We start from the raw sequence: 26,669 nt of genomic DNA, 5'->3' as shown, positions 1-26,669 counted from the left end.
CGCGTGGCAACCACCCCGGCGCCACCGGCGGCGCCACCGAAACCGACCTGGGACCCCGGCCAGCCCGAGGGTCCCTTCCCGTGGCTGCGGCCGACCATCCGGATACGCCTCACGCTGCTCTACGGCGGGATGTTCCTGATCGCGGGCATCCTGCTGCTGTCGATCATCTACCTGCTGGCGGCGCAGGCCCTGCGGCAGGGCAACGCCCTCCCGTTCACCATCGTCGGCGGCCAGGTGAGGGTCACCAGCAGTTCCTGCCCGGGCCTGGTGGGCGAACTGACGCCCGACCAGTTCAACGTCGCGACGGGCCAGTGTCTGCTCGAACAGCGCAGGCACGCCCTGGACGACCTGCTGAGCCGCTCGCTGATGGCCCTGCTGGGGCTGAGCATCATCGCCTTCGCCTTCGGCTACGCGATGGCCGGCCGGGTGCTCTCGCCGCTCGGCAAGATCACCCGGACCGCCCGCCGGGTGGTCGGCTCCGACCTGACCCGGCGGATCGAGCTGGACGGGCCGGACGACGAGCTCAAGGAGCTCGCCGACACCTTCGACGAGATGCTCGACCGGCTGGAGCGGGCCTTCACGGCCCAGCAGCGGTTCGTGGCGAACGCCTCGCACGAGCTGCGGACTCCCCTCGCGATCAACCGGACCCTGCTGGAGGTCCACCTCTCCGATCCGGGGGCTCCGGTCGAGCTCCAGCAGCTCGGGAAGACCCTGCTCGCCACCAACGAGCGCAGCGAGCAGCTGGTCGAGGGCCTGCTGCTGCTGGCCCGCAGCGAGAACCAGATCGTCGAGCGCAAGCCCGTGGACCTGGCGGAGGTCGCCTCGCGCGCCGTCGACCAGGTGCGGGGCGAGGCCGAGGGCAAGGGCGTGGAGATCCGCGGCGAGCGCGCGCCGGCCGTGGTCCAGGGCAACGGCGTGCTGCTGGAGCGGATCGCCCTCAACCTGGTGCAGAACGCCGTCCGGTACAACGTGCCGGAGGACGGCTGGGTGGAGGTCACCACCGAGGCCCAGCACGGTCAGGCGGTCCTCCTGGTATCGAACACGGGTCCCGTTGTTCCCGCGTACGAGGTGGACAACCTCTTCGAGCCGTTCAGACGGCTGCGTACGGAGCGAACGGGCAGTGACAAGGGTGTCGGACTCGGTCTGTCGATCGCGCGCTCCGTGGCGCGCGCACACGGCGGAAGGATCCAGGCGATGCCCCGGGAAGGCGGTGGCCTCGTGATGCGTGTCACTCTTCCTTTGTGAGCAGTGCACCCCGTGTTCGCTGTTGGCTGAATGCTTGCCCTCTGAAAATAATTGCCGCTGTGTGATCGATCACAGTGGCGAGTGTCGGCGCATGTGCGTTCAGTGACCCCGGGGCGGCCGGAAAGCCCGGGAAGTCCGGGTTTCCGGCCCCCTGTATGGCGGGAAATACACGGGGTGGCGTTTGTGCAAGACGGCCCCCGGACCGTGTACGGTCCCGGTCGTCATCCCAGCCAATCGCCCCTTCAGGTGGGCGGCTGGGTGTCGATTGAGTAACAGACCTTGATGTGAGGCAAAATCTCCGCCTCAGGTCGGGCACAAGTCCGGCCTCTCGTGCGTTACGTGCGCTGAGACACCGCTAACACCCAGAGGGGGAGAGCGAACAATGGCAACGGACTACGACACCCCGCGCAAGACCGACGACGACGTCGACAACGACAGCATTGAAGAGCTGAAGGCCCGACGTAACGAGAAGTCGTCCTCGTCCGTGGACATGGACGAATTCGACTCGGCCGAGAGCCTGGAGCTTCCCGGTGCGGACCTCTCCAATGAGGAGCTGGCCGTCCGGGTCCTGCCCAAGCAGGCCGATGAGTTCACCTGCATGAGCTGCTTCCTGGTGCACCACCGCAGCCAGCTGGCGCGTGAGAAGAACGGCCAGCCGATCTGTCGCGACTGCGACTGAGAGGCGTCGGCCGTGGCTGGCTCGACACCCTTTCGGAAGCGGCGCTTCCGAAAGTCGGGTGATCCGGCGGAGGCGCAGGTGGCACCCCTGGACCCGGAAACGGGTTCCGGAGCCCCCGGCGACTCCGCCAGTGAAGTGATCGCCGTGCCCTCCGACACCGCCCCGGCGGTGCCGTCGGACACAGAGCCCGGTGAGGGGGCCCGGCACAGGTCCGGGGCCCGTCGGCTGCAAGCCGTCAAGAAGGGTGTACGCAAGGGCGGCGAAAGTGTCAGGGACGCCGTCCTGTACATCACCGAAAGAGTCATCGAGAACGCACCGCGCGTTCCGGTTCGGGACCTCGCGACCCTGCGCGCGCAGTTCCCGGGCCTCGGCCCCGATCAGCTTGCCGACAAGCTGATCTCGGGAGCCGCCAACGCCACCTCCACCGTGGGAGCGGGGATCGGCGCGGCGGCCATGCTGCCCGTCCCGCCCGCGATGCCCGCGGAGCTGGCGGCGGAGATCACCGGGGTCGCGGCGATCGAGCTGAAGCTCATCGCAGAGCTCCACGAGGTGTACGGGCTCCGCGCGCCCGGCACCCTCGGGCAGCGCAGCTACGCCTACCTGACCGCCTGGACGGAGGAGCGCGGAGTCGACCTGACCAAGCCGACGACGCTGAACGCGGCGCTCGGCGGGCAGATGAAGCGCGAACTGCGCCAGCAGATCATGAAGCGGATGTTCCGCAGCCTGCCGAACCTCATGCCGTTCATGGTGGGCGCCGCCGTCGGCGCGGTCATGAACCGCCGCGACACGCGCAAAGTCGCCGAGAAGGTCCGTGGCGACCTGCGGCGCCGGGCCGTGGCGTGGGATGCCCTTCCCGCCCTGCCGCCCCTGGAGCAGCCCGCACAGCCGCTTCCCGAGGCCACCAGGGCGGCACTCGAGGGCCGGGATCCCTTCCCGCCCGGCTGAGGCCGGACGCCGCCGTGAGCGCAGCCGCTATTCGGCCGGCACGGCCTGCGCCTTCGCCGCCCGGATCGCGGCGACCAGGGCCGCGGGCTCACGGGTGGAGACGTAGACGTACGGGGTGGGGTCGGCCGGGTCGGTGACCTCGACGCGCACCGCGGTAGGCACGTAGCTGCGCATCAGCATGAAGGCGCGGGTGTCCGCCTTGTACGTGCGCCAGGCGCGCGACTCCTCCGCGTCCAGGACCTCGGGCTCGCCCAGCGCGGCCACCGGGATCCGGGCGTCCCCGGCCGCCAGCGCCCCGTTCACCACGCGCACGCGCGCGGAACCGTACGAGCTCACCAGCAGCCCGGTCAGCGCGGTGCCCCCGACCAGGCCGGCCAGCAGCGGCATCGTGCCCAGCGGCAGCAGCATCAGCGCGCACGCGAGGCCGGTCATCACGGCGATGCCCCACCAGAAGCGGGGGGCGGTCAGTCGTTCGTCGTGGTGCGCGGGGGAGAGCTGCATGAGCTCAAGCCTGCCACGAGGCGACCGGTGGGTAGCCGCGCGGGTAAGGTCTGCGGCTGTGAGTGGACGAAACACAGCGTTGACGCCTCCGGCCGATGCCACCGCACCGGTCCGGCACCCCGATGCCCCGGCACCCGGCGAGCTCCTCGGTGCGCACTACGAGCACTGTTTCGGCTGCGGCGGGGGCCAGCCGCACGGACTCCACCTGGAGGCCCGCGCGGGCGAGGGCGTGCGCATCACCGCCGAGTTCACCGTCAAGCCCGCACACCAGGGCGCTCCCGGCCTCGCCCACGGCGGGGTGCTCGCCACCGCGCTCGACGAGACCCTGGGCTCCCTGAACTGGCTGCTGCGCGTCATCGCGGTGACGGGGCGGCTGGAGACCGACTTCGTACGGCCCGTGCCCGTGGACACCGTGCTGTACCTGGAGGCCGAGGTCACCGCCGTCGCCGGGCGCAAGATCTACTGCACCGCCGTCGGCCGGATAGGCGGTCCGCAGGGCCCGGTCGCCGTGCGCGCCGACGCCCTCTTCATCGAGGTGAAGGTCGACCACTTCATCGACAACGGACGGCCCGAGGAGATCCGGGCGGCGATGGCCGACCCGGACCAGGTCAGGCGCGCACGCGCCTTCGAGGTGAACCCCTGATGTCCCTGAACCACAACGGACCCCGCCATGAGGTCGACGTGCTGATCCGCCGCGTCGATCCGGAAGTCCCCATTCCCGCGTACGGTCACCCCGGCGACGCCGGCTGCGACCTGGTGACGACCCAGGCCGCGGAGCTGGCTCCCGGCGAGCGGACCGTGCTGCCCACCGGAGTGTCCATCGCCCTGCCCGACGGGTACGCGGCGTTCGTGCACCCCAGGTCCGGCCTGGCCGCACGCTGCGGGCTCGCCCTCGTGAATGCCCCGGGGACGGTGGATGCCGGGTACCGTGGGGAGATCAAGGTGATCGTGGTCAATCTCGACCCTCGCGAGAGCGTGCGGTTCGAGCGTTTCGACCGCATTGCCCAGCTGGTTGTCCAGCGGGTCGAGAAGGTGCGCTTCCACGAGGTGGCGGAACTTCCCGGCTCGGCCCGGGCCGAGGGGGGTTTCGGCTCCACCGGCGGTCATGCGGCCGTGGCCGGATCCGGGGCTGGTCAGCAGGGTGGGAATGGCTACGCTTCGGTCGTAACCGACCGGGAAGGACAGTGACGTGTTCGGACGTCGCAAGAAGAACGACTCCGCCCAGGACGGCGGCGCGGCCGAGCAGGTCGTAGACGGCGTCGGCTCCGGTGAGCCGGACGACGCGGGCGAGCAGGACGGCGCTGCCACGCCGCGCCGGGTGAACCTGCCTCCCGCCCCGCGGCCCGACGGCCCCTGGGACGTCTCCGAGGTACTCGGGAACCCGGCCGACGGCCGGGTCGACCTGGGCGGCATCCTCGTACCCGGTGTCGAGGGCATGGAACTGCGCGTCGAGGTCGCGGGTGACGCGATCGTGGCCGCGACCGTGGTCCTGGGCGACAGCGCCGTGCAGCTGCAGGCCTTCGCCGCGCCCAAGAAGGAAGGCATCTGGGGCGAGGTCCGCGAGGAGATCGCCGCGGGCATCACCCAGCAGGGCGGCATCATCGACGAGGCCCAGGGTTCGCTGGGCTGGGAGCTGCGCGCACAGGTGCCCGTACCGCTCCCGGACGGGCAGACCGGCGCGCAGCTGGTCCGCTTCGTCGGCGTCGACGGCCCGCGCTGGTTCCTGCGCGGCGTCATCTCCGGCCAGGGCGCGGTGCGCCCCGAGTCCGCGGGCGTGCTGGAGCAGATCTTCCGGGACACCGTCGTCGTCCGCGGCGACGGCCCCATGGCCCCCCGCGACCCGATCGTCCTGAAGCTGCCGAACGACGCCCAGATGGTGCCGGACGGCGTGCAGACGGAGGAGCAGGAAGGCTCCCGCTTCGGCGGCGGCATGGGCCAGCTGGAGCGCGGCCCGGAGATCACCGAGGTCCGCTGACCTCGGACGGCCCCGTGCGCACAGGGGGCCGTCGCATGTTTTCGGCCGGTGGGCCCCACTCCTTCGGGGTGGGGCCCACCGGCTTTTTCGCACGCCCGGCTCCGCGCTCGCTGCGCCCCGGCCCCCCGCTCCGCCCGGATCCGACGCCCCGCAGGGGATCCGCGCGGGGCGTCAGGGATCCGTCAGGGATCGGCGCCCGGGTGGCGATCGGTGCGTGGACGGTGCGGACGTCCTCGAGAATGAGCGCATGGGACGCGGCAAGCTCAGGATCTATCTCGGCGCGGCACCCGGTGTGGGCAAGACCTACGCGATGCTCTCCGAAGGCCACCGCAGGGTGGAGCGGGGCGCGGACCTCGTCGTCGGCTTCGTCGAGCACCACGGGAGGCCGCGCACGGAGGTCATGCTGCACGGTCTCGAACAGGTGGAGCGCAAGGACCTCTCGTACCGCGGAGCCTCCTTCACCGAGATGGACGTGGACGCGCTCCTCGCCCGCGGGCCCGCCATCGCGCTCGTGGACGAGCTCGCGCACACCAACGTGCCCGGCTCGCGCAACGCCAAGCGCTGGCAGGACGTAGAGGAGCTGCTGCGGGCCGGGATCGATGTCGTGTCCACCGTGAACATCCAGCACCTGGAGTCCCTGGGGGACGTGGTGGAGTCGATCACCGGGGTGCGGCAGCGGGAGACCGTGCCCGACGAGGTGGTCCGCCGGGCCGACCAGATCGAGCTGGTCGACATGTCCCCGCAGGCGCTGCGCCGGCGGATGGCGCACGGGAACATATACAAGCCGGAGAAGGTCGACGCGGCCCTGTCCAACTACTTCCGCCCGGGAAACCTCACGGCCCTGCGCGAGCTCGCGCTGCTGTGGGTGGCCGACCGGGCGGACGAGTACCTCCAGCAGTACCGGGGCGAGCACGGCATCCGCTCGACCTGGCAGGCGCGGGAGCGGATCGTTGTCGGGCTGACCGGCGGGCCGGAGGGGCGCACGCTGATCCGGCGCGCCTCACGGATGGCGGCCAAGGGCTCCGGCAGCGAGATCCTGGCCGTCTACATCGCCCGCAGCGATGGGCTCACCGCGGCCTCGCCGAAGGAGCTCGCGGTCCAGCGGACGCTGGTCGAGGATCTTGGCGGAACGTTTCACCATGTGATCGGCGACAACATCCCGGACGCGCTGCTGGAATTCGCGCGCGGGGTCAACGCCACCCAGATCGTGCTCGGCTCCAGCCGCCGCCGCTCGTGGCAGTACGTCTTCGGCCCCGGTGTCGGCGCGAGCGTGGCCCGCGACTCGGGGCCCGACCTCGACGTGCACATCGTCACGCACGAGGAGGCCGCCAAGGGGCGCGGCCTGCCCGTGGTCCGCTCGGCGGCCCGCCTCGGGCGGACCCGGATCCTCGCCGGCTGGGTGGTGGGCGTGGTCCTCCCGCCCCTGCTGTGCCTGCTGCTCACGCACGTCGCGTGGGACCCCGGGCTCGCCAACGACATGCTGCTCTTCCTGGCGCTGACGGTCGCGGCCGCCCTGCTCGGCGGCCTCTGGCCGGCCCTCGCCTCCGCCGCCGTCGGCTCGCTGCTGCTGAACTACTACTTCGCCCCACCACTGCACCGGTTCGCCATCTCCGACTCCCGGAACATCGTCGCCATCGCCGTCTTCGTCGGGGTGGCCGTCTCCGTGGCGTCCGTGGTGGGCCTCGCCGCGCGCCGCACCCACCAGGCGGCCCGGCTGCGCGCCGAGTCCGAGATCCTCTCCTTCCTGGCCGGCAGCGTGCTGCGCGGGGAGACCACGCTCGACGCGCTGCTGGAGCGGGTGCGCGAGACCTTCGCCATGGAGTCCGTGGCCCTCCTGGAGCGGGCGAGCGACGTGGAGTCCTGGAAGCCGGCCGGCAGCGTCGGCCCGAGCCCCGCCGACCGGCCCGAGGACGCCGATGTGGACATGCACATCGGCGACCACATGGCGCTGGCCCTGTCCGGGCGGGTCCTGCCCGCCGAGGACCGCCGGGTGCTGGGCGCCTTCGCGGCCCAGGCGGCGGTGGTCCTGGACCGCCAGCGGCTGGTCGGAGAGGCCGAGGAGGCCCGCCGCCTGGCCGAGGGCAACCGGATCCGGACCGCGCTGCTGGCCGCCGTGAGCCATGACCTCCGTACGCCGCTGGCCTCCATCAAGGCGTCCGTGAGCTCCTTGCGCTCCGACGACGTGGACTGGTCCGAGGAGGACCGGGCCGAGCTCCTGGGAGGCATCGAGGACGGCGCCGACCGCCTCGACCACCTGGTGGGCAACCTGCTCGACATGTCCCGGCTGCAGACCGGCACCGTCACCCCGCTCATCCGGGAGATCTACCTCGACGAGGTGGTCCCGATGGCGCTGGTCGGCGTACCGGAGGACAGCGTGCTGCTGGACGTGCCCGAGACGCTGCCGATGGTGGCGGTGGACCCGGGCCTGCTGGAGCGGTCCGTGGCCAACGTCGTGGAGAACGCCGTCAAGTACAGCCCGCCGGGGAAACCCGTGCTGGTGGCGGCCAGCTGTCTCGGCGACCGTGTCGAGGTACGGGTCGTCGACCGCGGGCCGGGGGTGCCCGAGGAGGCCCGGGACCGGATCTTCGCCCCCTTCCAGCGGTACGGTGACGCCCCACGGGGGTCGGGGGTGGGCCTCGGGCTCGCGGTCGCCCGCGGGTTCGCCGAGGCCATGGACGGCACCCTGGCGGCCGAGGACACCCCGGGCGGCGGGCTGACCATGGTGCTCACCCTGCGCGCGGTGCCTCCCGGCCCGCCGCCGGAAGGCCCGCCCGAACCGATGGAACACATGGAACGTGATCACAACGGTGATCGGATGACGCGACAGAAGGCAGGACCTCAATGACCCGGGTGCTCGTGGTGGAAGACGAGCCGCAGATCGTCCGAGCCCTTGTGATCAACCTGAAGGCACGCAAGTACGAGGTCGACGCCGCCGCCGACGGTGCCGGCGCGCTGGAGCTCGCGGCGGCCCGCCACCCCGACGTGGTCGTCCTCGACCTCGGGCTGCCCGACATGGACGGCATCGAAGTGATCAAGGGGCTGCGCGGCTGGACCCGGGTGCCGATCCTGGTCCTCTCCGCCCGGCACACCTCCGACGAGAAGGTCGAGGCGCTGGACGCGGGGGCCGACGACTACGTCACCAAGCCCTTCGGCATGGACGAGCTGCTGGCCCGGCTGCGGGCCGCCGTCCGCCGCGCCGAACCCTCGGCCGGTTCCGGCGAGGACGAGGTGATCGTGGAGACCGAGGGCTTCACGGTGGACCTGGCCGCGAAGAAGGCCGTGCGCGAGGGGCGCGACGTACGGCTGACGCCGACCGAGTGGCACCTGCTGGAGGTCCTGGTCCGCAACCGCGGCAAGCTGGTCAGCCAGAAGCAACTGCTCCAGGAGGTCTGGGGGCCCTCGTACGGCACCGAGACCAACTATCTGCGGGTCTACATGGCCCAACTGCGGCGCAAGCTGGAGGCGGACCCCTCGCACCCCCGGCACTTCATCACCGAACCGGGCATGGGATACCGCTTCGAGAGGTAGTGGGCACGCCGGTAGGCTTCCTTGTATGAGTGCTGAACCGCGTCCCGAGAAGCCCGTGAAGCCGGCCAGGCCGGCGGGCCGGTTCCGCCGGATGATTGAGCGGCTGTCCACCTCGCAGGAGGAGCTGCATTCGGCGGAGCTGCAGGAGGACGCAGAAGCCGCGGGGTGCACGCGGATCTGCGACTGCCACGACCGCCAGATAGTCAAGGTGACCGGAACCCTGCGTACCGTCACCCTGCGGCCGCGGGCGGGCGTCCCCGCGCTGGAAGCGGAGCTGTTCGACGGCTCCGCCGCCCTGGACGTGGTCTGGCTCGGGCGTCGCTCGATCGTGGGAATCGAGCCGGGGCGACGCATGATCGCCTCCGGACGCATCTCGATGAGTCATGGCCGTCGGGTGCTCTTCAACCCGAAGTACGAACTCCGACCGCTCGGACAGGAGCACTGACCGGTGACGTCATTCGACAAACCGACCACCCCGGAACCCGCCACGCCCTCCGAGGACCAGAGCGCGGTGACGCAGGCGGCGCTGTTCGACGCCTTCGGAGGCATCCGGGGCACCGTGGAGACGATGCTCCCCGGGCTGCTCTTCGTCATGATCTACACGATCAACAAGGACCTGAAGTGGTCCGCCTTCGCCGCGGGCGCCGTCGCGGTGCTCCTGGTGATCGTCCGGCTGCTGCGCAAGGACACGGTGAAGCACGCCTTCAGCGGGGTCTTCGGCGTGGGCGTGGGCGTGGCCTTCGCCCTGTTCACGGGCAGCCCGAAGGGCTTCTACCTGCCGGGCATGATCTACGGCGCCGGACTCGGGGTCGCCTTCACGCTCTCCGCGCTCGTGGGCTTCCCGCTGCTGGGCGTGATCCTGGGCCCGGTGTTCAAGGAGAACCTGTCCTGGCGCACGCGCAACCCGGGGCGCAAGAAGGCGTACACCAAGGCCAGCCTGGCCTGGGGCCTGATCTTCCTCGCCAAGTACGCGATCCTCTTCCCGCTGTACTGGTGGGGTGACGCGACGCAGCTGGGCTGGGTGCTCATCGCGCTGAAGCTGCCGCCGATGGTGCTCGCCGTGTACTTCACCTGGGTCTTCCTGGCGAAGGCGCCGCCGCCGATCGACGTGATCGCGGAGTGGGAGGCGAAGGAGGCCGCGGAGGCCGCCGCCAAGGGGCCGAAGGCCTGACGGCCCACAGCTGACGAAAGGGGCGGGACCGGCCCAGGTGGCCGGTCCCGCCCCTTCGTGCTGCCGGGCCGCCGCGCGCCGTGCGGCACCGCGTACGCAATCCCGGCGGCGGGAGCGCGTCTGCGGGCGCAGGGGTGAGTCCGTAGAGCCGGCGGCCCGTGGCGCGCTGCCGCCGGCCCCGTCCCCGGCCCGCGACGGGCCGGGGAGCGCGTGTCCGTGCCGGGCCGGGTGCCGGCGCCGCCGTGCACGGTCGGGACCCCGCACCCGCGCCGGTCGCCCCCGGGACGGCCCGCGGGCGGGAAGCCGAAGGGGGCGCGCCCCGCAGGGCGCGTCCCCTTCGTCGTCGAGCGATGCCCGCAGGGCAGGGCTAGCCGCGGGCCTGGAGGAGGTCCTCCAGCTGTTCCTCGCGGGCCTGGGCGGCCACGAACAGCAGTTCGTCGCCGGGCTCCAGGGTCTCCTCCCCGTGCGGGGTGAGAACCCGGTTGCCGCGGATGATCGTGACCAGCGAGGTGTCCTCGGGCCAGGTGATCTCGCTGATCTGGGTGCCCGCGACCGAGGAGTCGGCCGGCAGGGTCAGCTCGACGAGGTTGGCGTCGCCGTGGCTGAAGCGCAGCAGGCGCACCAGGTCGCCGACGCTGACGGCTTCCTCGACCAGGGCCGACATCAGGCGCGGCGTGGAGACCGCGACGTCGACGCCCCAGGACTCGTTGAAGAGCCACTCGTTCTTCGGGTTGTTCACACGGGCCACCACGCGCGGCACCCCGTACTCGGTCTTTGCGAGCAGCGACACGACGAGGTTGACCTTGTCGTCACCGGTCGCCGCGATGACCACGTTGCAGCGCTGGAGCGCCGCCTCGTCCAGCGAGGTGATCTCGCAGGCGTCGGCCAGCAGCCACTCGGCCTGCGGCACCCGCTCCACCGAGATGGCGGTCGGCGCCTTGTCGACCAGGAGCACCTCGTGGCCGTTCTCCAGCAGTTCGCCCGCGATGGAGCGGCCCACCGCGCCTGCCCCGGCGATCGCGACCCTCATGCGTGTGCCTCCTCAGGCCCTTCGGCGAACGCCGCCTCGACCTTGTCGATCTCGTCGGTACGCATCATCACGTGGACGAGGTCGCCCTCCTGCAGGACGGTCGCCGACGTGGGCAGCATGGCCTCGCCCAAGCGGGTGAGGAAGGCGACGCGGACGCCGGTCTCCTCCTGGAGCTTGCTGACCTTGTGCCCGATCCAGGCGGCGGAGGTGTGCACCTCGGCGAGCTGGACACCGCCGCTCGGGTCGCGCCACAGCGGTTCGGCGCCCGACGGCAGCAGCCGGCGCAGCATCTGGTCGGCGGTCCACCGCACGGTGGCGACGGTGGGGATGCCGAGACGCTGGTAGACCTCGGCGCGCTTGGGGTCGTAGATGCGGGCGGCGACGTTCTCGACGCCGAACATCTCCCGGGCCACGCGGGCGGCGATGATGTTGGAATTGTCACCACTGCTGACGGCGGCGAAGGCGCCCGCGTCCTCGATTCCCGCCTCCCTCAGGGTGTCCTGGTCGAAGCCGACCCCGGTGACGCGGCGGCCGCCGAATCCGGCGCCGAGCCGGCGGAATGCGGTGGGGTCCTGGTCGACGACGGCGACCGTATGTCCCTGCTGTTCCAGGGTTTGCGCGAGGGCGGAACCCACTCTTCCGCAGCCCATGATGACGATGTGCACGGCCGTCCTTCCGGCTGTCAGCGACTCGCTGGTTTCCAGCCTCATTGCATGCTCTGGTTTAACAGGGTCTCAGACCATGGCCCAAGCTACACACGGGCGGTCACCGGTGTGGTCTCTTGCGCCGCAGTCGTGGTGCAGCCGGGGAGGAATTGCGGCGGGATTGCGGTATGAGGGGGTGGGGGTTCGTCAGGCTGATTTCGAACGCTTACGATCCTCTGCGTGTCCAAACTGACCGACGTGCCCAAACGGATCCTGATCGGCCGGGCGCTACGCAGCGACCGCCTCGGAGAAACCCTCCTGCCCAAGCGGATCGCCCTTCCCGTCTTCGCCTCCGACCCGCTCTCCTCCGTGGCATATGCCCCCGGCGAGGTCCTGCTGGTCCTGTCGATCGCGGGCGTGTCGGCGTACCAGTACAGCCCCTGGATCGCACTCGCGGTCGTCGTACTGATGTTCACCGTCGTGGCCTCCTACCGCCAGAACGTCCACGCCTACCCGAGCGGTGGCGGCGACTACGAGGTGGCGAACACGAACCTCGGACCCAAAGCCGGTCTGACCGTCGCGAGCGCCCTGCTCGTCGACTACGTCCTGACGGTTGCCGTGTCGATCTCCTCCGGAGTCGAGAACCTCGGCTCCGCCGTGCATTTCGTCATCGAGCACAAGGTGCTCTCGGCGACCGTCATGATCCTTCTGCTCACGCTGATGAACCTGCGCGGCGTGAAGGAGTCCGGCAAGCTCTTCGCGATCCCGACCTATGTGTTCGTCGCCGCCGTCTTCGTCATGATCGCCTGGGGTGCCTGGAAGGGCATCGTCCTCGGCGAGACCCTGACGGCGCCGACCGCCGACCTCGAGATCAAACCCGAGCAACAGGGGCTGGCCGGCTTCGCGATGGTCTTCCTGCTGCTCCGGGCCTTCTCCTCCGGCTGCGCGGCCCTGACGGGCGTCGAGGCCATCAGCAACGGCGTACCCGCCTTCCGCAAGCCCAAGAGCAAGAACGCCGCGTCCACCCTCGCCTACATGGGCGGCCTGGCGGTCACCATGTTCTGCGGGATCATCGGCCTGGCCATGGCCAGCGACGTGAGGATGGCCGAGAACCCCGCCGAGGACCTGCTGGCGAACGGCGTCCCGGTCGGCCCCGAGTACATCCAGAACCCGGTGATCTCGCAGGTGGCCGAGGCCGTCTTCGGTGACGGCAGCTTCCTCTTCATCCTGCTGGCCGCGGCCACCGCGCTGGTGCTCTTCCTGGCGGCCAACACCGCGTACAACGGCTTCCCGCTGCTCGGCTCGATCCTCGCGCAGGACCGCTACCTGCCGCGCCAGCTGCACACCCGGGGCGACCGGCTCGCCTTCTCCAACGGCATCGTGCTCCTCGCCGGCGCCGCGATCCTGCTCGTCTGGATCTACGACGCGGACTCGACCAAGCTGATCCAGCTCTACATCGTCGGCGTGTTCGTCTCCTTCACACTGAGCCAGATCGGCATGGTCCGGCACTGGAACCGCCACCTGAAGTCGGAGCGCGACCAGGCCGCACGCCGCCGGATGCACCGCTCCCGGGCGATCAACGCCTTCGGCGCCTTCTTCACGGGCATGGTGCTGGTCATCGTCCTCGCCACGAAGTTCACTCATGGTGCGTGGGTCGCCCTGCTCGGCATGCTGATCTTCTACGGCACGATGAGCGCGATCCGGAAGCACTACGACCGCGTCTCCGCCGAGATCGCCGCCGCCGAGGGCCCCAGCGACGACAGCGTGCGGCCCTCCCGGGTCCACTCGATCGTCCTGGTCTCCAAGGTCCACAAGCCCACGCTGCGCGCCCTGGCCTTCGCCAAGCTGACCCGCTCGGACACCCTGGAGGCGCTCAGCATCAGCGTCGACCCGGCCGAGACCAAGGCGCTGCGCGACGAGTGGGACCGGCGCGGGATCAACGTCCCGCTCAAGATCCTCGACTCGCCGTACCGCGAGATCACCCGCCCGGTGGTCGAGTACGTGAAGGGCCTGCGCAGCGAGAACCCGCGCGACGCCGTCAGCGTCTACATCCCGGAGTACGTCGTCGGACGCTGGTACGAGCACCTGCTGCACAACCAGAGCGCGCTGCGCCTCAAGGGCCGGCTGCTCTTCACGCCCGGTGTGATGGTCACTTCGGTGCCCTACCAGCTGGAGTCCTCGGAGCTCGCCAAGAAGCGGGCGAAGAAGCGCCAGGACTGGAACGCCCCGGGCGCCGTGCGCCGCGGCCCGGTCGACACCCCGCGGCCCCCGAAGGAGCCAGCCTCGAAGGGCTGACCAGGTTGGTGAACGGCCGGACGAGATCCACGTAAACTGGTGGGTCGGTCGTCCGGCCGTTACCTTTTGAGCCACTTTCTTGGAGTCTCCCCACCATGACGAGCGCCGAGCAGAACGAGAAGCAGTCACTGGTCGGGGAGGAGTACGAGGTCGAGGTCGGCCCCGTCGCGCACGGCGGGCACTGCATCGCCCGGACCTCGGACGGCCGCGTCCTGTTCGTCCGCCACACCCTGCCCGGCGAGAAGGTCATCGCTCGCGTGACGGAGGGCGACGAGGACTCCCGCTACCTGCGCGCCGACGCCGTCACCGTGCTCGACGCCTCCAAGGACCGCGTCGAGGCCCCCTGCCCGTACGCCGGCCCCGGCAAGTGCGGCGGCTGCGACTGGCAGCACGCCAAGCCGGGCGCACAGCGCCGGCTCAAGGGCGAGGTCGTCGCCGAGCAGCTGAAGCGGCTCGCCGGGCTCACCCCGGAGGAAGCCGGCTGGGACGGCACCGTGATGCCCGCCGAGGGCGACAAGCTGCCGGCCGGTCAGGTGCCGCAGTGGCGCACCCGCGTGCAGTTCGCGATCGACGAGGACGGCCGGGTCGGTCTGCGCAAGCACCGCTCGCACGACATCGAGCTGATCGACCAGTGCATGATCGCGGCCCCGGGCGTCACCGAACTGGGCATCGAGCAGCAGGACTGGCCGCAGATGGCCTCGGTCGAGGCCATCGCCGCCTCGGGCTCGAACGACCGCCAGGTCGTCCTCACACCCCGCCCCGGCGGCCGCCTCCCGCTCGTCGAGCTGGACAAGCCCGTCTCGGTCCTGCGGGTCGAGGAGAAGGACGGCGGAGTGCACCGCGTCCACGGCCGCCCCTTCGTACGGGAGCGCGCGGACGGCCGTACCTACCGCGTGGGCATGGGCGGCTTCTGGCAGGTCCACCCGCAGGCCGCCGACACCCTGATCAAGGCCGTCATGCAGGGCCTGATGCCGCGCAAGGGCGAGATGGCCCTCGACCTCTACTGCGGCGTCGGCATCTTCGCGGGCGCGCTGGCCGAACGCCTCGGCGAGACCGGCGCGGTGCTCGGCATCGAGTCGACGAAGCGCGCGGTCGAGGACGCCCGGCACAACCTGGCGGACTTCCCCCGGGTCCGCATCGAGCAGGGCAAGGTCGACCAGATCCTCCCGAAGACCGGTATCACCGAGTGCGACCTGGTCGTCCTGGACCCGCCCCGCGCGGGCGCCGGCAAGGGCACGGTCCGCCACATCGCGGGCCTCTCGGCCCGCCGCATCGCCTACGTGGCCTGCGACCCGGCGGCCCTGGCCCGCGACCTGGGCTACTTCAAGGAGAACGGCTACAAGGTCCGCACCCTGCGCGTCTTCGACCTCTTCCCGATGACGCACCACGTGGAGTGCGTGGCGATCCTTGAGCCGGTCGCAAAGGGCGCCTGACCTGCAGGTATCCCGGTGGGCGTTGTGGGCGTTGTGGGCGTTGTGGGCGATATCTTGACGCTGAAATGACGCCCGTGACGCTCATTTGACGCTCGTTCTGATGGGTCGTCAGACCCTTGATCGAGCACGTCATGGGCGGTGTCAGCTCTGCCCTCTGAGGTCACCTTTGCGAAATCTTGGCTGTTCGCAGCCATGGGTGGCCTACGCCCATGGCAGCTGTGACGGCTGGCCTCGATCGAGTACTACCGCTGAAGTAGGCGCAGATGGCCACTGTCGGTAGCCGGGGCCGTCCCCAAGCGGGGATGTAGTCGTACCGAGGGATCCTGACCCAGGAGTGCTTCTTGGCTTCTGCAAGCTCTTTCTGGTGCTGTTCTACGCCGTCGTCCTGATGGGTCAGTACGCGGCCTCGGCCGCCTGGTTCTTGCTTCTACCACCCAGCTTCGGAGGGTGCGCCGGGCAGCTTGCGACGCTGCCCTCCCTGGCTGCACTCCACCTGGACGGGGTGGGGTGTGCGCCCCGAGGGAGCGAACACCCCACCCGCTGTCCGTGGTCAGTGCACGTGTGTGGCCGCAGCCGGCTCCGTTTGAGGGGCGGTGCCGTGCAGGGTGGCCGTGTCGGCGGTGTCGTTCTGGCTGCCGCGGCCGATGTGGTTGAAGGCGAGGTTGAGCAGTACGGCGACGATGCAGCCGGTGCTGATGCCGGAGTCGAGGACGATGCGCATGCTCTCGGGGAAGGCGTGGTAGAAGTTCGGCGCGGCCATGGGGATGACGCCGATGCCGAGGCTGATGGCCACGATGAGGATGTTGTCGCCGCGGTCGAGGCCGGCCTGGGTGAGGGTCTGGATTCCGCTGGCGGCCACGGTGCCGAACAGGGCGAGGCCGACGCCGCCGAGGACGGGCTGCGGGATCAGGGCGACGACCGAGGCGAGGAACGGGCACAGGCCCAGCAGGAGGAGGATGCCGCCGCCCGCGGCCACGACGTATCGGCTGCGGACCTTGGTGATGGCGACCAGGCCGACGTTCTGCGCGAAGGCGCTGGCGGCGAAGCCGTTGAAGAGCGGGCTCAGCGCGGTGCCCAGGCCGTCCGCGCGCAGCGCTGCGGCGAGGGTCTTCTCGTCCGCGGGCTTGTCGACGATCTGGCCGAGGGCGAGCACGTCGGCGGTGGTCTCGGTCATGGAGACGATCATCACGATGATCATGGAGACGATGGCGGCGGCGGCGAATTGCGGGGCGCCGAAGTGGAAGGGCGTGGGGAAGCCGATGATGTCGGCATCGGTGACGGCGCTGAAGTCCGCGAGGCCGAGGGGCAGGGCGATCAGGGTGCCGGCGACGAGTCCGAGCAGGATGGAGATCTGCTTGAGGAAGCCGCTCAGCACTCTGCGGAGCACCACGGTGATCAGGAGTGTCACGGCGGCGAGGCCGATGTACTTGATGTCTCCGTAGTCCGGGGCCTGCGGGTTGCCGCCCTGCGCCCAGTTGAAGGCGACGGGGAGCAGGGACACGCCGATGAGTGTGATGACGGTGCCGGTGACGACGGGCGGGAAGAACCGGATGAGTTTGCAGAACCAGGGGGCGAGCAGGAAGCCGAACACTCCGGCCACGATCACGGCGCCGTAGATGACGGGCAGTGCGTCGTCGGGGCCCTCGGCCTTGGCGATGGCGAGCATCGGGGCCACGCCGGCGAAGGAGACGCCGTTGACGAAGGGGAGACGCGCGCCGACCTTCCAGAAGCCGATGGTTTGCAGGAGGGTGGCGATGCCGGCGGTGAAGAGGCTGGCGCCCATCAGGAACGCGATGTCTGCCGTGCTCAGTCCCACGCCGATGCCGACGATCAGAGGCGGTGCGACGACGCCGGCGTACATGGCCGCCACGTGCTGGAGACCGGCGCCGAGGAGCTTTCCGAACGGAAGGGTCTGGTCGACGGGATGCTTCGCGGCGGGGTCCGTGGCCGGGTCCGGCGCGGGGGCCGGGGCGGGGCTGGGGGTGGCGCTGGGCGACATCGGAGGTACCTCCTGGGATGCTGCGGTACGGCGATCGCCGGGGAGGGGCGCGCTGGGGAGCGGCCGATGCCTCGGAGGCCGTGTGGACTGGTTCGATGACGCAGTCGAGCGGGCGGCGAGAGGGCCCGAGGGCATAGAAGTGCCCTGAGGAACGGGGAACGCGGGAGCTCCCCGAGCCGGGTGTCGCGGGGTGAGCGAGCCCCGATTGGCCCTGCCGAAGACTGCTTGAAACGAATCGTCCACGATGCGGAAAGCAGCTTCCGTTATTGCTGGGTGGCTCTATTGCCTCACCTGAAGTCGAGCATGTCAAGAGCTCCTCTCCGGGAGGCGGGTGGGGTCAGGCTTCCTGGGGGCGCAGCCGCCGCCACAGCTGTTCGTCGACCCGGTCGAGGAAGGCCAGGGCCTCGCGCTCGACCGCTTCGGCGCCGACTCCGGTCCGGCCGTGGTTGTCGATCCGCTGGTAGGCCATGTGGAGCTGTTCCAGGGCACCGCGGATCTCCGCCGGCGCCACGGGGACGATCTTCGCGACGGGCCGTACGTAGTTCGGCCACCACCCGGTGACCGCCTCGCGCAGCAGCACGCGCAGCTGCCCCGTCCTGCCGCATGCGCCGACGAAGCAGGCGGGCGGCGGCCGCAGGACCTCGAACAGCGCCTGGGTCTGCCCACCGGACCCACGCCAGCGGTTGCGCCGCTCCGCCTCGGCGTAGCGGTCGCGGGTCATGCCGACCATGGTGGCGACCTGCTCCACCGTCAGCCCGAGGAGCGTGCGGCACTGCAGGAGCGTGGCCGGCTCGCCCAGCAGATCACCCGGTGAACACCACAACGCGGCTGCCAGCGCGTTGATCTGGCGGGCCGTCGGCGCCTCGGTGCCCCGCTCCCAGGCCAGGAGCGCATCGGGGTGCAGGGGGTGCCCATGGAAGGCCGAGACGGCCCAGGCGACCTGGCCGTGAGTGAGTCCGAGCTGCTCGCGCACGCGGACGGCGAGGCGGGGATCGAACGGGGGATAGGCGGAGTTTTCGCCCTCGGAGAGGCTGTGGAGATCGTCTTGGGATGGCATAGCGGGACACCGTAGGGGCCGCGGCCGCCCCGGCCAAGACCTGCGGATTGCGCAGGCGCTCGGGGAGGCGGGTTGACGCGCGTTGATCGCCCCTACAGGTGGCGGTTGTGCGTACCTCCAAAGAATCCCAGGAATCAAATGGCCTGCCTGGAGGAGTTGACGGCCGGGGGGCCTGTTCATAAGGTCAAGGCCGTCCACAGTGGAAAGTGAATTCCGCAATAAGGAAATCGTGGCATTCTCCGTATCCCGGAATCCGGCGCGATTTCCGCATCCCTCCGGGCAGGTCCGTCCACCTGTCCGGCTCGTCCGGCCGTGCTTCGCTCTCAACCGTCCCCGCCGTGCGCCGGCCGGGCGGTCGGTCTCTCGGAGGGACTGTCCCCATGCGCGCCCCTAGGCCCTTCACGCACGACCGCTCCACCCCGCCCCTCCCCGTCCATCCCGCGGACGAAGTGCTGCCGATGAGGCGGATGTTCCCCGCGGCCCTGCAGCACGTGGCCAGCATGTACGCGGGCCTCGCGGCGCCTCCGCTGATCATCGGCGGCGCGCTCGGCCTGACCGCGGCGCAGCTCACCGTTCTGCTGGCCGCGAGCCTGGTCGTTGCGGGCCTAGCCACCGTCGCCCAGACACTGCGCTTCTGGGGGGTCGGGGCCGGGCTGCCCGTCACCAATGGCGTCTCGTTCGCCGTGATTTCCCCTGTCCTGGCCGCTTCCGTGTCACGGGGTCAGGACACCCTGCCGCTGGTGTTCGGCGCGACCCTCGTCGCCGGGGCCGTCTGCTTCCTCCTGGCGCCGGCCTTCTGCCGGCTCCTGCGCTTCTTCCCGCCCGTCGTCAGCGGTTCCGTCATCACGCTGGTCGGCCTCTCGCTGCTGCCGGTGGCCGGGCAGTGGGCCCGGGGCGGCGACCCCGCCTCCTCCGGCTTCGGCTCACCGTCCAACCTCGCCCTCGCCGCCGGAACCCTCGCCTTCACCCTCCTCCTCCACCGACTCCTCAGCGGACGTTTCCTGCAACGGGTGGCGATCCTGCTCGGGCTCATCGCCGGCACGGCCGCCGCGGTGCCGATGGGCAAGGTCGACTTCCACCCCCTCTCCCAGGCGCCGCTGTTCGCGCTCCCCGAGCCGTTCGCCTTCGGCGCCCCGCAGTTCGAGGCGCCGGTCATCGCCACCATGCTCGTCGTCACGCTCGTCTCCATGACGGAGTCCGCCGCGTCCCTGATCGCGGTGGGAACGGTCGTCGACAGGCCGGTCGACGACCGCGTCATCGCGGGCAGCCTGCGGGCCCAGGGGCTGGGCACCGCACTCGGCGGCGCCCTGGGAGCTTTCGTGAGCTGCTCCTACGCACAGAACGTCGGCCTGGTCGCGATCAGCCGCATCCGCAGCCGGTACGCGGTCACCCTGTGCGGAGCCATCCTGGTCCTCATGGGCCTCGTGCCGGCCCTGGGCTCGCTGGTCGCGCTCGTACCGCTGCCCGTACTCGGCGGCGCGGCAGTCGTCTTCTTCGGCTCGATCACCGTCGCCGGAATCCGCACCCTCGCCAAGGCCTCCCTCGCCACCGGGCACAACGGCATCATCGTGTCCGTCGCCCTCGCCTTCGGCCTCATCCCCGTCGCATCAGCCGACTTCTACGACCGCCTCCCCGCGCCCGTCACCTTGGTGCTGGGATCGGGCATCACGGCGGGATGCCTCGTCGCCGTCCTCCTCAACCTGCTCCTGAACCACTTCGGACGCGGCAGCGAGGCCAACGAGAGTCACATCCCCACCGCACACGTCAACGCCTTCGACGGCATCGACAGCCAGTTGCACGTCCCCCCGCGTTCAGTCCGACAGCGCCGATGAATCAGGGCATGCCGCGCGACCCGTCCCGCGGCATGCCCACAGGCGCGGGACCGCGCCGAGCCCGCTCTTCAACGGCTTCGCCGCGTTCTGCGGCCTGGCCGTCGGCCTGAGTCGGAAGCCACCAGGCGGGGCCTGAGTGGCTGACGGCGCGGCCAGTGGGGATCCGCGGGCCTTGTGCGCGACGGATGCGCTGCGCCGGAGCCTCTCGGGAGCGATGCCGGTGAAGACCTGCAGGCCGTCGGTCGGCCAGGTTCCGGGGCTGCATCCAGGCGCCCTGCGCTGAGCGGAATTGGAGGAACCTCCGGAATCCACCCCCATGCACGTCGATCGACTGATGGCTATTGACGAATCAAGCGGCGTTTTCTACCTTTGCAATACTCCGTGAATGGAATAGAGATTCCACATCATGGAATTATGGGCCGGATCCGCTCTCGCGGAGTCCGGCGGGTGGGCGACGGCTCCGCCGCCCGCCGGGGTCGTCCCAGCGTCACCGTGCTCGTCTTGCATCTCGGTCGTCGCTCCCGGACCCGAAGCCACCGGCAGGTGCGTGGAGGGCCCGCACATGAACCGTCAGACAGCGCTTTTGGAACCTGAGGCGTCACGACACGTCACGGCTTCGATCACCCAAGACCCCACAACGGTGTCAGCCGGCGTGGAGATCCCCAGCGACATGAAAGCCGCCAGTGCCGCCCGCCGCTTCGCCGCCGCCAAGCTCGACGAGTGGGGCTGCACCGAACTCGAGGACGACGCCCTCCTGATCTGCAGCGAGCTGGCCACCAACGCCGTCGTCCACGGCCGCACGAAACCCGAGGGTCACAACGAGCACATCCGCCTCGATCTGACATGGCGGCCGGGCAACGCCCTCATCATCCAGGTCGAGGACAACTCCACCGCCCAACCCACACCAAGCAACTCGGCGCCATCGGCCGAATCCGGCCGCGGACTTGGACTGGTGGCCTCACTCGCCGATCAATGGTCGTTCTGGCTGAACAGGGACGGAAGAGGCAAGAGGGTATGGGTCTGCCTCCGCCCTCAGTGATGCGACACGCACCGGCAACGCCGGGTGGCCCTGGTGTCGTTGTTGTCCGATCCCGTGCCCGATGACGTCAACTCGCCTGCCCGGTCGTGTGACTGCCTCGCGCACGATTACGACAACGCCGGCCGATCCTTCGGTCTGGATGAGCAGGGCCAGGAAGACACGGGTGCGAGTGGCCTCGGGAGTCGTCGCCGCGGTGCTCGGGCGGGTAAGAAGCGTCAGGCCGCTGCGCATAGTGCCCACTCTGCACGTAACGCGCACCGGCAGCCTGTCTGAATTGCGCTACACGGGCCTTTGACCTGTGGTTTCCTTTCACATGTTTTGGCTGGATCTTATTTCAGGGACGCACCACGTGGAGTGCGTGGCGATCCTGGAGCCGATGGCGAAGGGCGCCTGACCTGCAGGTCAGGGCAGTGGGCGCTATGGGTGTCAAGGGCGATGTCCTGACGCTGGTGACGCACGTTTGACGCACTTCTGACGGGTCGTCACCACAAAAAGCCGCCTCCCGTACCAGGGCTCGAACCCAGGTACGGCGGCGTGGACCGCAGCGGCTCTGGCCGAGCCGGTGCCGCTGCGGTGACTGCCGGCGGGTGGGTTGGGGCGGAGAACATCGTCCGCAGCCGACTTTGGTCCAGAACCCCGCACGGACCACGTAGAGTGGCACTACCGACGCGGGGTGGAGCAGCTCGGTAGCTCGCTGGGCTCATAACCCAGAGGTCGCAGGTTCAAATCCTGTCCCCGCTACGAAAATGATGGGGCCCGGCAGCAGCCGGGCCCCATCGGCTTTTTCCGCCATCCCCGGCTTGTCCGCTGCCCCCTCGCGGCCGCCGGGCGGTCTTTGGCGGCCTGCTGCTCGCGCCGTCCATCGGCCCATCGCGCGTGGTCACGTTGCTCGCCGACGGCCGGCTCCTCGCGCACTGATGAGTCGCCCACGACAGCAAGAACACGTGGTCGACGCCATCACCACGATGCACCACCCCGAAGCGGCTGTTCGTCATGTGGCCGGCTGCTCCTTCGGTGTTGGCGACGGATCGGGTGCATCCGGGGTTCGGACGCTGCGGACCGCGAGCAAGCCCAGCGAGGAACCGGCGACCAGGAAGGCAGCGGCGTAGAGCGTGGTGCCCGGGCCGACGGCGGCAGCGGCAACGCCGGCCAGTGCCATGCCCGCCGGGCTCATGGCCGTGGACAGCAGCCAGCCGAGAGAGTCGACCCGGGAGATCAGCTCCGGCGGGATGCGCTGCTGCACGGTGGCGTCCCACAAGGTCGAGCTCAGCCCCAGGGCGCTGTTCATCAGCGCTGTCGCCACGGCGATCACGATTGCGGGCGCGTGCATCGCGATGAGGGCCAGGGGCAGGCACCCGAGTGCCATGCAGACGTTGGCCACGACGAGCGGACGCGAGGTCCTGACCCGCAGTGCCACCAAGGCACCTGCCAGCGCCCCCACTGCCCCGGCCTGGGCGATCATGCCCCAGGCGAAGTCTCCCCCCAGCGAGTTCACCACCACCAGGGCGCCGACCGTGAAGAACACACAACGACCCAGGTTCCACAGTGCGTGGCCGATCAGGCTCGTCCAGTACCAGCGGTGGCGCCGCACCTCCCGCCAGCCCTGCGCCAACTCGGTGGCGAAGGACTGCCGAGCTCGCGTCACACGGCTCACCGGCAGCGCGGCCAGCGTGGCGGCGCTGATCAGGAAGGTGGCGGCGTCGACGACCAGCCCCCAGCCGGGGCCGATCACCAAGGTGAGCGCAGTGGCCGCGGCCGGCCCGGCGAGGGCGGCGACCCGCTGTGATATCCCCATGAGGGCGTTTGCCTGCTGGAGTTGCTCCCGCGGGACCAGGGATTGGAGCAGCCCGGCGGCGGCCGGTTGGAAGACGCCTGAAGCGGCGCCTGTACAGCCGGCCGCAACCAGCAGTACGGCGGTGCTCGGATGGCCGGAGATCAGTTGTACCGCGGCGGTCAGCTGTGCGCAGGCTCTGACCAATTCGGCGCCGATCATGAGCAGATTGCGCGGCAGACGGTCGGCCCACACGCCGCCCGGCAGCGCACTGACCACCTCGCAGAGGAACATGACGCCCAGGACCAGCCCCAGGTCAGAGGCCGTTCCACTGTCCTTCAGCACCGCCAGCGTCAGGGTGATCGGTGCGAGCCCGCTGCCAATCTGGGAACAGGACTGGCCCGCCCACACGATCAGGAAGCGCCGTTGGCGCAGTGGTTCGGGTAACGCCGGGCCCCAGTCCCGGCCCCGCCCCCGTCGGCCTCGGCCCGTTCCTCCTGCCCCGGACCGCTTCAGCATGCCGGGAAGGGCCGGCGGAGGCCCGGGGCACCGGATTCCGGTGCCCCGGCGGGCACGCGGGCACGGTGGCGAGGGGTACGCGGCTCGACGGCCCCACGGGTGTTGATGGTGATCAAAAGACCTCCATCAGATCGTGGAACCGCTGGACGGTCAGAAAGCGCTCACTGGGCCCGGGCGCGCGGTCGCCCTCCAGGGACCAGGTATGGGGGTGTGGCACCAGGACCGCGCCCAGGCCGACGGACAGCGCCGGATTGATGTCGGACCGAAGGGAGTTGCCGATCATCCAGGTCGCCTCGCGCGGCAGGTCGTGGCGGGCGGCGAAGGCGTGGTACGCACCGGCATTCTTCTCGGCCACCACGGACGCGGCGGTGAAGTGGTGTGCCAGCCCCGATCGTTCGATCTTGTCGCGCTGCTCGGGTTCGGAGCCCTTGGTCAGTAGGTAGAGGTGGTGTTTCGCACCCAGCTCGTCGAGGGTGGCCGCCACATCGTCGATGAGGACCATCTCCATGTCGTGGACGGCGCCGCACAACCGGGCGATCTCGGCGGCTTGTGCGGGCTTGGGTGAATCGACGCCGCGCAGCGCGCAGAAGCAGTCCAGCAGGCTCTGCTGGAAGATCGACGCCCCGTAGCCGTACCGCCCGATGTTCGCCAGTTCCGCCCGGTCGACCGCGGAGCGCACCTCGGCACGACCGAGTTCACCATGGTCGACGAAGTCGATGAAGGCTTCGATGACCGCCTCGTAGTAGACGTTGTTCTCCCAGAGGGTGTCGTCCGCGTCAAAGATCAGGTGCTGTGGCTCTTCCAACGGGTCACTCCTCAAAGGCTGTTCACGCCCTCGCCGGTCCGGGGCATCCGAGACGGTAGTGCCATTTCACATGTGACGCTACTACCATTGGGGCGCAAGATTAAACAGCTGTGCAATGTCACATGTGATGCTAATGTCCCGCCTCGGAAGCGAAACCGAACCACGGCTCCCTGCGCCTGCCCTGACGTGTAGTCGGTCCTGCGCAAGGGACCACTCCCCAGCGACAGTGAGCCGCCATCGCGCAAGGAGTCGCACGCTTGAACAGACCCTTAGGTACTCGGGCCGGTGAGGGCACCGAGAACCACCACGAGCACCACAAGCACCGCGCCGGTCCACGCGTACTCGGCGAACTGCTCCTTGAACAGGCCGAATCGACACCCGACCGCGTCGCCCTGGTCACCGCCTCGGGGACCTTGACGTATCGCGAGCTGAGCGGGCTCGCCCGCCGCATCGCCCTGGCGATCGACGATCGCACCCAACCCGGCCGACGCGTCGCGGTCCGGCTGCCCCGCGGGCAGGCCCAGGTCGTGGCACTGGTCGGCGTCGCCCTGTCGCAAGCGGTGCAACTCGCGGTCGACGTGGCCGATCCGGCCGACCGCACCGATGCGCTGCTGACCGACTTCGAAGCCGATCTCCTGGTGACGGACCGGGCGACCGACTCGGACTGCGCCGTGGCGCCGGGCGTGCGCCGGCTGCTGGTCGACGGGTACGGAGCCCTGGCGGGACCGCCTGCCACGGCCGAACGCGGGCAGCCGGGCACCACCGTCGTTCCCCCGGCCGGCCCGGCCGGCCGCGTCGGCCCCGAGGACGTGGCCTACTGCGTCTACACCTCCGGCACCACAGGCGAACCGAAGGCCGTCGAGATCACGCACCGGGGCATCACGGGGCGGCTGTCCTGGCTCCAGGAGGCGTTCCGACTGACGCCGGACGACCGGGTCCTCTACAGCAGCAGCTGCAGTTTCGACGCCAGCATCGGGGAGGTCTACTGGCCGCTGACGGCCGGCGCCCAGCTCGTCGTCCCGGAAGCCGGGACGCGGCGCGATCCGGACCGACTGGCCGCGGTGGTGGCGAACCGGCAAGTGACAGTGATGCAGATGGTGCCGTCCCTCCTCGACCTCTTCTTGCTCGGCCGGCTGCCGAACGAACGCTACGACGGGCTTCGGCTGGTCCTGGCCGGCGGCGAGCGACTGGCCCCCGACCTTGTCCGGCGCTTCCATGCCCGGTCCTCGGCCCGCCTGTTCAACTTGTACGGACCCAGTGAGTGCTCGATCTACGCGACGGCCTGGGAGTGCCCGCGGGATCCGGAGCCGGACGAGATCCTCATCGGCGAACCCGTCGCCGAAACCGACCTGTTCGTCGTCGGCCCCGACGGGGAGTTGGTCCCGGAGGGTGAACCGGGGGAGCTGTACATCGGCGGAGCGGGGGTCGGCCGCGGGTACTGGCGACGTCCCGAACTGACCGCGGCCGCCTTCCTGGACGGGCTCGGTCGGTACCGCGGCCGCGTCTACCGCACCGGTGACCTGGTGCGCCGGGAGCCGGACGGCGCGTACGCGTACGTGGGACGTGCCGACCGGCAGATCAAGATCCGGGGACATCGCATCGAGCCGGGTGAAGTGGAGCAGGTCATCGCCCGGGACCCGGCGGTGCGTCAGGTCGCAGTCGTGCCGCTGGACCGCGGGACGGCCACCGTGCTGGCCGCGGGACTGGTGATGAGCCCCGATGCCGACCCCCGAAAGGTCGTGGAGCGGGTGAGTGCCCTGCTGAGCGACACCCTCCCGGGCTACCTCCGCCCGGCGGTGCTGGCCCCGGTCACCGATCTGCCGCTGAACACGAGCGGAAAGCTCGACCAGAAAGCCCTCGCAGAGCGGCTGTCGGCCACCGTGGCCGAGCCGCGGGAAGAGGCCGCCGAGGGCACATCGGAACACGCTGGGGGCGCGCGTGCGACCGAGACCGTGGTCACCGCCATCTGGCAGTCGGCCCTGCGGGTCGACCTGATCGGCCCGGACGACGACTTCTTCGACCTCGGCGGCGACTCCTTTACCGCCCTGCGGACCATCCGCGCTCTCGAGCGGGAGCTCGGGCGCGACATCGAGGTGACCGTCCTGTACACGTACCCGACCGTCGCCAGTCTGGCGACGGCGCTCGACCGCGACGCCTGACCACACGAGCGTCCGACCACCGGCTGCCTGCCGTGGCGCCCT

22 protein-coding genes and 1 tRNA gene are annotated in these 26,669 nt (G+C 70.2%); 16 read left to right on the top strand and 7 right to left on the bottom strand.

What is annotated here, in order from left to right:
- The first annotated feature begins 3 nt into the window (after nt 1–3).
- The 3 genes from RIU97_RS10895 to RIU97_RS10885 all read left to right on the top strand — a co-directional run bounded on the left by RIU97_RS10895 (nt 4) and on the right by RIU97_RS10885 (nt 2,869).
- Nucleotides 4–1,245 carry a sensor histidine kinase gene (locus RIU97_RS10895; protein WP_404955657.1) on the top strand — a complete coding sequence of 414 codons (1,242 nt, stop codon included), beginning with the start codon at nt 4–6 and terminating at the stop codon, nt 1,243–1,245.
- A 382-nt stretch (nt 1,246–1,627) separates the two neighbouring features.
- Complete coding sequence (locus tag RIU97_RS10890; RefSeq protein ID WP_030036261.1) at nt 1,628–1,924, top strand: DUF4193 domain-containing protein; 297 nt, start codon at nt 1,628–1,630, stop codon at nt 1,922–1,924.
- A 12-nt stretch (nt 1,925–1,936) separates the two neighbouring features.
- Nucleotides 1,937–2,869, top strand: a complete 933-nt coding sequence (locus RIU97_RS10885) for a hypothetical protein (protein WP_404955654.1) — start codon at nt 1,937–1,939, stop codon at nt 2,867–2,869.
- A gap of 27 nt (nt 2,870–2,896) precedes the next feature.
- Here RIU97_RS10885 and RIU97_RS10880 read toward each other — a convergent pair whose 3' ends face one another.
- Entirely contained in the window at nt 2,897–3,370 is a 474-nt protein-coding gene (locus RIU97_RS10880) for a DUF3093 domain-containing protein (RefSeq protein WP_404955652.1), read from the bottom strand.
- Between the two features lie 58 nt (nt 3,371–3,428).
- Between RIU97_RS10880 and RIU97_RS10875 the strand changes: the two genes are divergently transcribed.
- The 7 genes from RIU97_RS10875 (at nt 3,429) to RIU97_RS10845 (ending at nt 10,044) form a co-directional block, all read left to right on the top strand.
- The gene (locus RIU97_RS10875; RefSeq protein WP_327416855.1) at nt 3,429–4,013 is read left to right on the top strand and encodes a PaaI family thioesterase; all 585 of its coding nucleotides are present in this window, start codon (nt 3,429–3,431) and stop codon (nt 4,011–4,013) included.
- Nucleotides 4,013–4,558, top strand: coding sequence for a dUTP diphosphatase (gene dut, locus RIU97_RS10870; RefSeq protein ID WP_030709520.1), 546 nt, complete (start codon nt 4,013–4,015; stop codon nt 4,556–4,558). The genes RIU97_RS10875 and dut overlap by 1 nt, the downstream gene beginning before the upstream one ends.
- A gap of 1 nt (nt 4,559) precedes the next feature.
- A complete protein-coding gene (locus tag RIU97_RS10865; RefSeq protein WP_361770640.1) occupies nt 4,560–5,345 on the top strand; it encodes a DUF3710 domain-containing protein in 786 nt (261 codons plus the stop codon).
- 247 nt (nt 5,346–5,592) lie between these two features.
- A complete protein-coding gene (locus RIU97_RS10860; RefSeq protein ID WP_404955649.1) occupies nt 5,593–8,190 on the top strand; it encodes an ATP-binding protein in 2,598 nt (865 codons plus the stop codon).
- Nucleotides 8,187–8,873, top strand: a complete 687-nt coding sequence (locus RIU97_RS10855) for a response regulator (RefSeq protein WP_404955647.1) — start codon at nt 8,187–8,189, stop codon at nt 8,871–8,873. The genes RIU97_RS10860 and RIU97_RS10855 overlap by 4 nt, the downstream gene beginning before the upstream one ends.
- 25 nt (nt 8,874–8,898) lie before the next feature.
- Nucleotides 8,899–9,318 carry an OB-fold nucleic acid binding domain-containing protein gene (locus RIU97_RS10850; RefSeq protein WP_404955645.1) on the top strand — a complete coding sequence of 140 codons (420 nt, stop codon included), beginning with the start codon at nt 8,899–8,901 and terminating at the stop codon, nt 9,316–9,318.
- A 3-nt stretch (nt 9,319–9,321) separates the two neighbouring features.
- Nucleotides 9,322–10,044: a DUF3159 domain-containing protein gene (locus RIU97_RS10845; RefSeq protein ID WP_404955643.1), complete on the top strand. Its 723-nt coding sequence runs from the start codon at nt 9,322–9,324 to the stop codon at nt 10,042–10,044.
- Between the two features lie 367 nt (nt 10,045–10,411).
- Here RIU97_RS10845 and RIU97_RS10840 read toward each other — a convergent pair whose 3' ends face one another.
- Together RIU97_RS10840 and RIU97_RS10835 are read right to left on the bottom strand one after the other, a co-directional pair.
- Entirely contained in the window at nt 10,412–11,074 is a 663-nt protein-coding gene (locus tag RIU97_RS10840; protein WP_030709508.1) for a TrkA family potassium uptake protein, read from the bottom strand.
- Complete coding sequence (locus RIU97_RS10835) at nt 11,071–11,739, bottom strand: TrkA family potassium uptake protein (RefSeq protein ID WP_030385679.1); 669 nt, start codon at nt 11,737–11,739, stop codon at nt 11,071–11,073. The genes RIU97_RS10840 and RIU97_RS10835 overlap by 4 nt, the downstream gene beginning before the upstream one ends.
- A gap of 219 nt (nt 11,740–11,958) precedes the next feature.
- Between RIU97_RS10835 and RIU97_RS10830 the strand changes: the two genes are divergently transcribed.
- A complete protein-coding gene (locus tag RIU97_RS10830) occupies nt 11,959–14,013 on the top strand; it encodes an APC family permease (RefSeq protein ID WP_404955641.1) in 2,055 nt (684 codons plus the stop codon).
- Nucleotides 14,014–14,108: 95 nt separating this feature from the next.
- The gene (locus RIU97_RS10825; RefSeq protein WP_404955639.1) at nt 14,109–15,446 is read left to right on the top strand and encodes a class I SAM-dependent RNA methyltransferase; all 1,338 of its coding nucleotides are present in this window, start codon (nt 14,109–14,111) and stop codon (nt 15,444–15,446) included.
- A 550-nt stretch (nt 15,447–15,996) separates the two neighbouring features.
- Here the strand turns inward: RIU97_RS10825 and RIU97_RS10820 are convergent.
- Both RIU97_RS10820 and RIU97_RS10815 read right to left on the bottom strand, forming a co-directional pair.
- Nucleotides 15,997–17,445 (bottom strand): nucleobase:cation symporter-2 family protein, encoded by a 1,449-nt coding sequence (locus tag RIU97_RS10820; RefSeq protein ID WP_404955637.1) that lies wholly within the window; start codon nt 17,443–17,445, stop codon nt 15,997–15,999.
- A gap of 337 nt (nt 17,446–17,782) precedes the next feature.
- On the bottom strand, nt 17,783–18,502 hold the full coding sequence (locus RIU97_RS10815; RefSeq protein WP_404955635.1) for a helix-turn-helix domain-containing protein: 720 nt from the start codon (nt 18,500–18,502) through the stop codon (nt 17,783–17,785).
- A 380-nt stretch (nt 18,503–18,882) separates the two neighbouring features.
- On the opposite strand from RIU97_RS10815, the gene RIU97_RS10810 reads away from it, so the two are divergent.
- The 3 genes from RIU97_RS10810 to RIU97_RS10800 all read left to right on the top strand — a co-directional run bounded on the left by RIU97_RS10810 (nt 18,883) and on the right by RIU97_RS10800 (nt 22,114).
- A complete protein-coding gene (locus tag RIU97_RS10810) occupies nt 18,883–20,334 on the top strand; it encodes a nucleobase:cation symporter-2 family protein (protein ID WP_404955633.1) in 1,452 nt (483 codons plus the stop codon).
- Between the two features lie 562 nt (nt 20,335–20,896).
- On the top strand, nt 20,897–21,373 hold the full coding sequence (locus RIU97_RS10805; protein ID WP_404955631.1) for an ATP-binding protein: 477 nt from the start codon (nt 20,897–20,899) through the stop codon (nt 21,371–21,373).
- A gap of 667 nt (nt 21,374–22,040) precedes the next feature.
- Nucleotides 22,041–22,114 (top strand) — tRNA-Met (locus tag RIU97_RS10800).
- Between the two features lie 250 nt (nt 22,115–22,364).
- Here the strand turns inward: RIU97_RS10800 and RIU97_RS10795 are convergent.
- Together RIU97_RS10795 and RIU97_RS10790 are read right to left on the bottom strand one after the other, a co-directional pair.
- Entirely contained in the window at nt 22,365–23,663 is a 1,299-nt protein-coding gene (locus tag RIU97_RS10795; protein WP_404955629.1) for an MFS transporter, read from the bottom strand.
- Nucleotides 23,664–23,775: 112 nt separating this feature from the next.
- Nucleotides 23,776–24,468, bottom strand: a complete 693-nt coding sequence (locus RIU97_RS10790; RefSeq protein WP_404955627.1) for an HAD family hydrolase — start codon at nt 24,466–24,468, stop codon at nt 23,776–23,778.
- 257 nt (nt 24,469–24,725) lie between these two features.
- Here RIU97_RS10790 and RIU97_RS10785 point away from each other — a divergent pair, with 257 nt between their 5' ends.
- The gene (locus RIU97_RS10785; RefSeq protein WP_404955625.1) at nt 24,726–26,627 is read left to right on the top strand and encodes an amino acid adenylation domain-containing protein; all 1,902 of its coding nucleotides are present in this window, start codon (nt 24,726–24,728) and stop codon (nt 26,625–26,627) included.
- Nucleotides 26,628–26,669 lie beyond the last annotated feature (42 nt).

Source organism: Streptomyces sp. 147326 (assembly GCF_045000215.1).
GTDB lineage: Bacteria > Actinomycetota > Actinomycetes > Streptomycetales > Streptomycetaceae > Streptomyces.
Note: the sequence above shows the minus strand (reverse complement) of the source record. Positions and strands in the feature narration are given on the sequence as shown.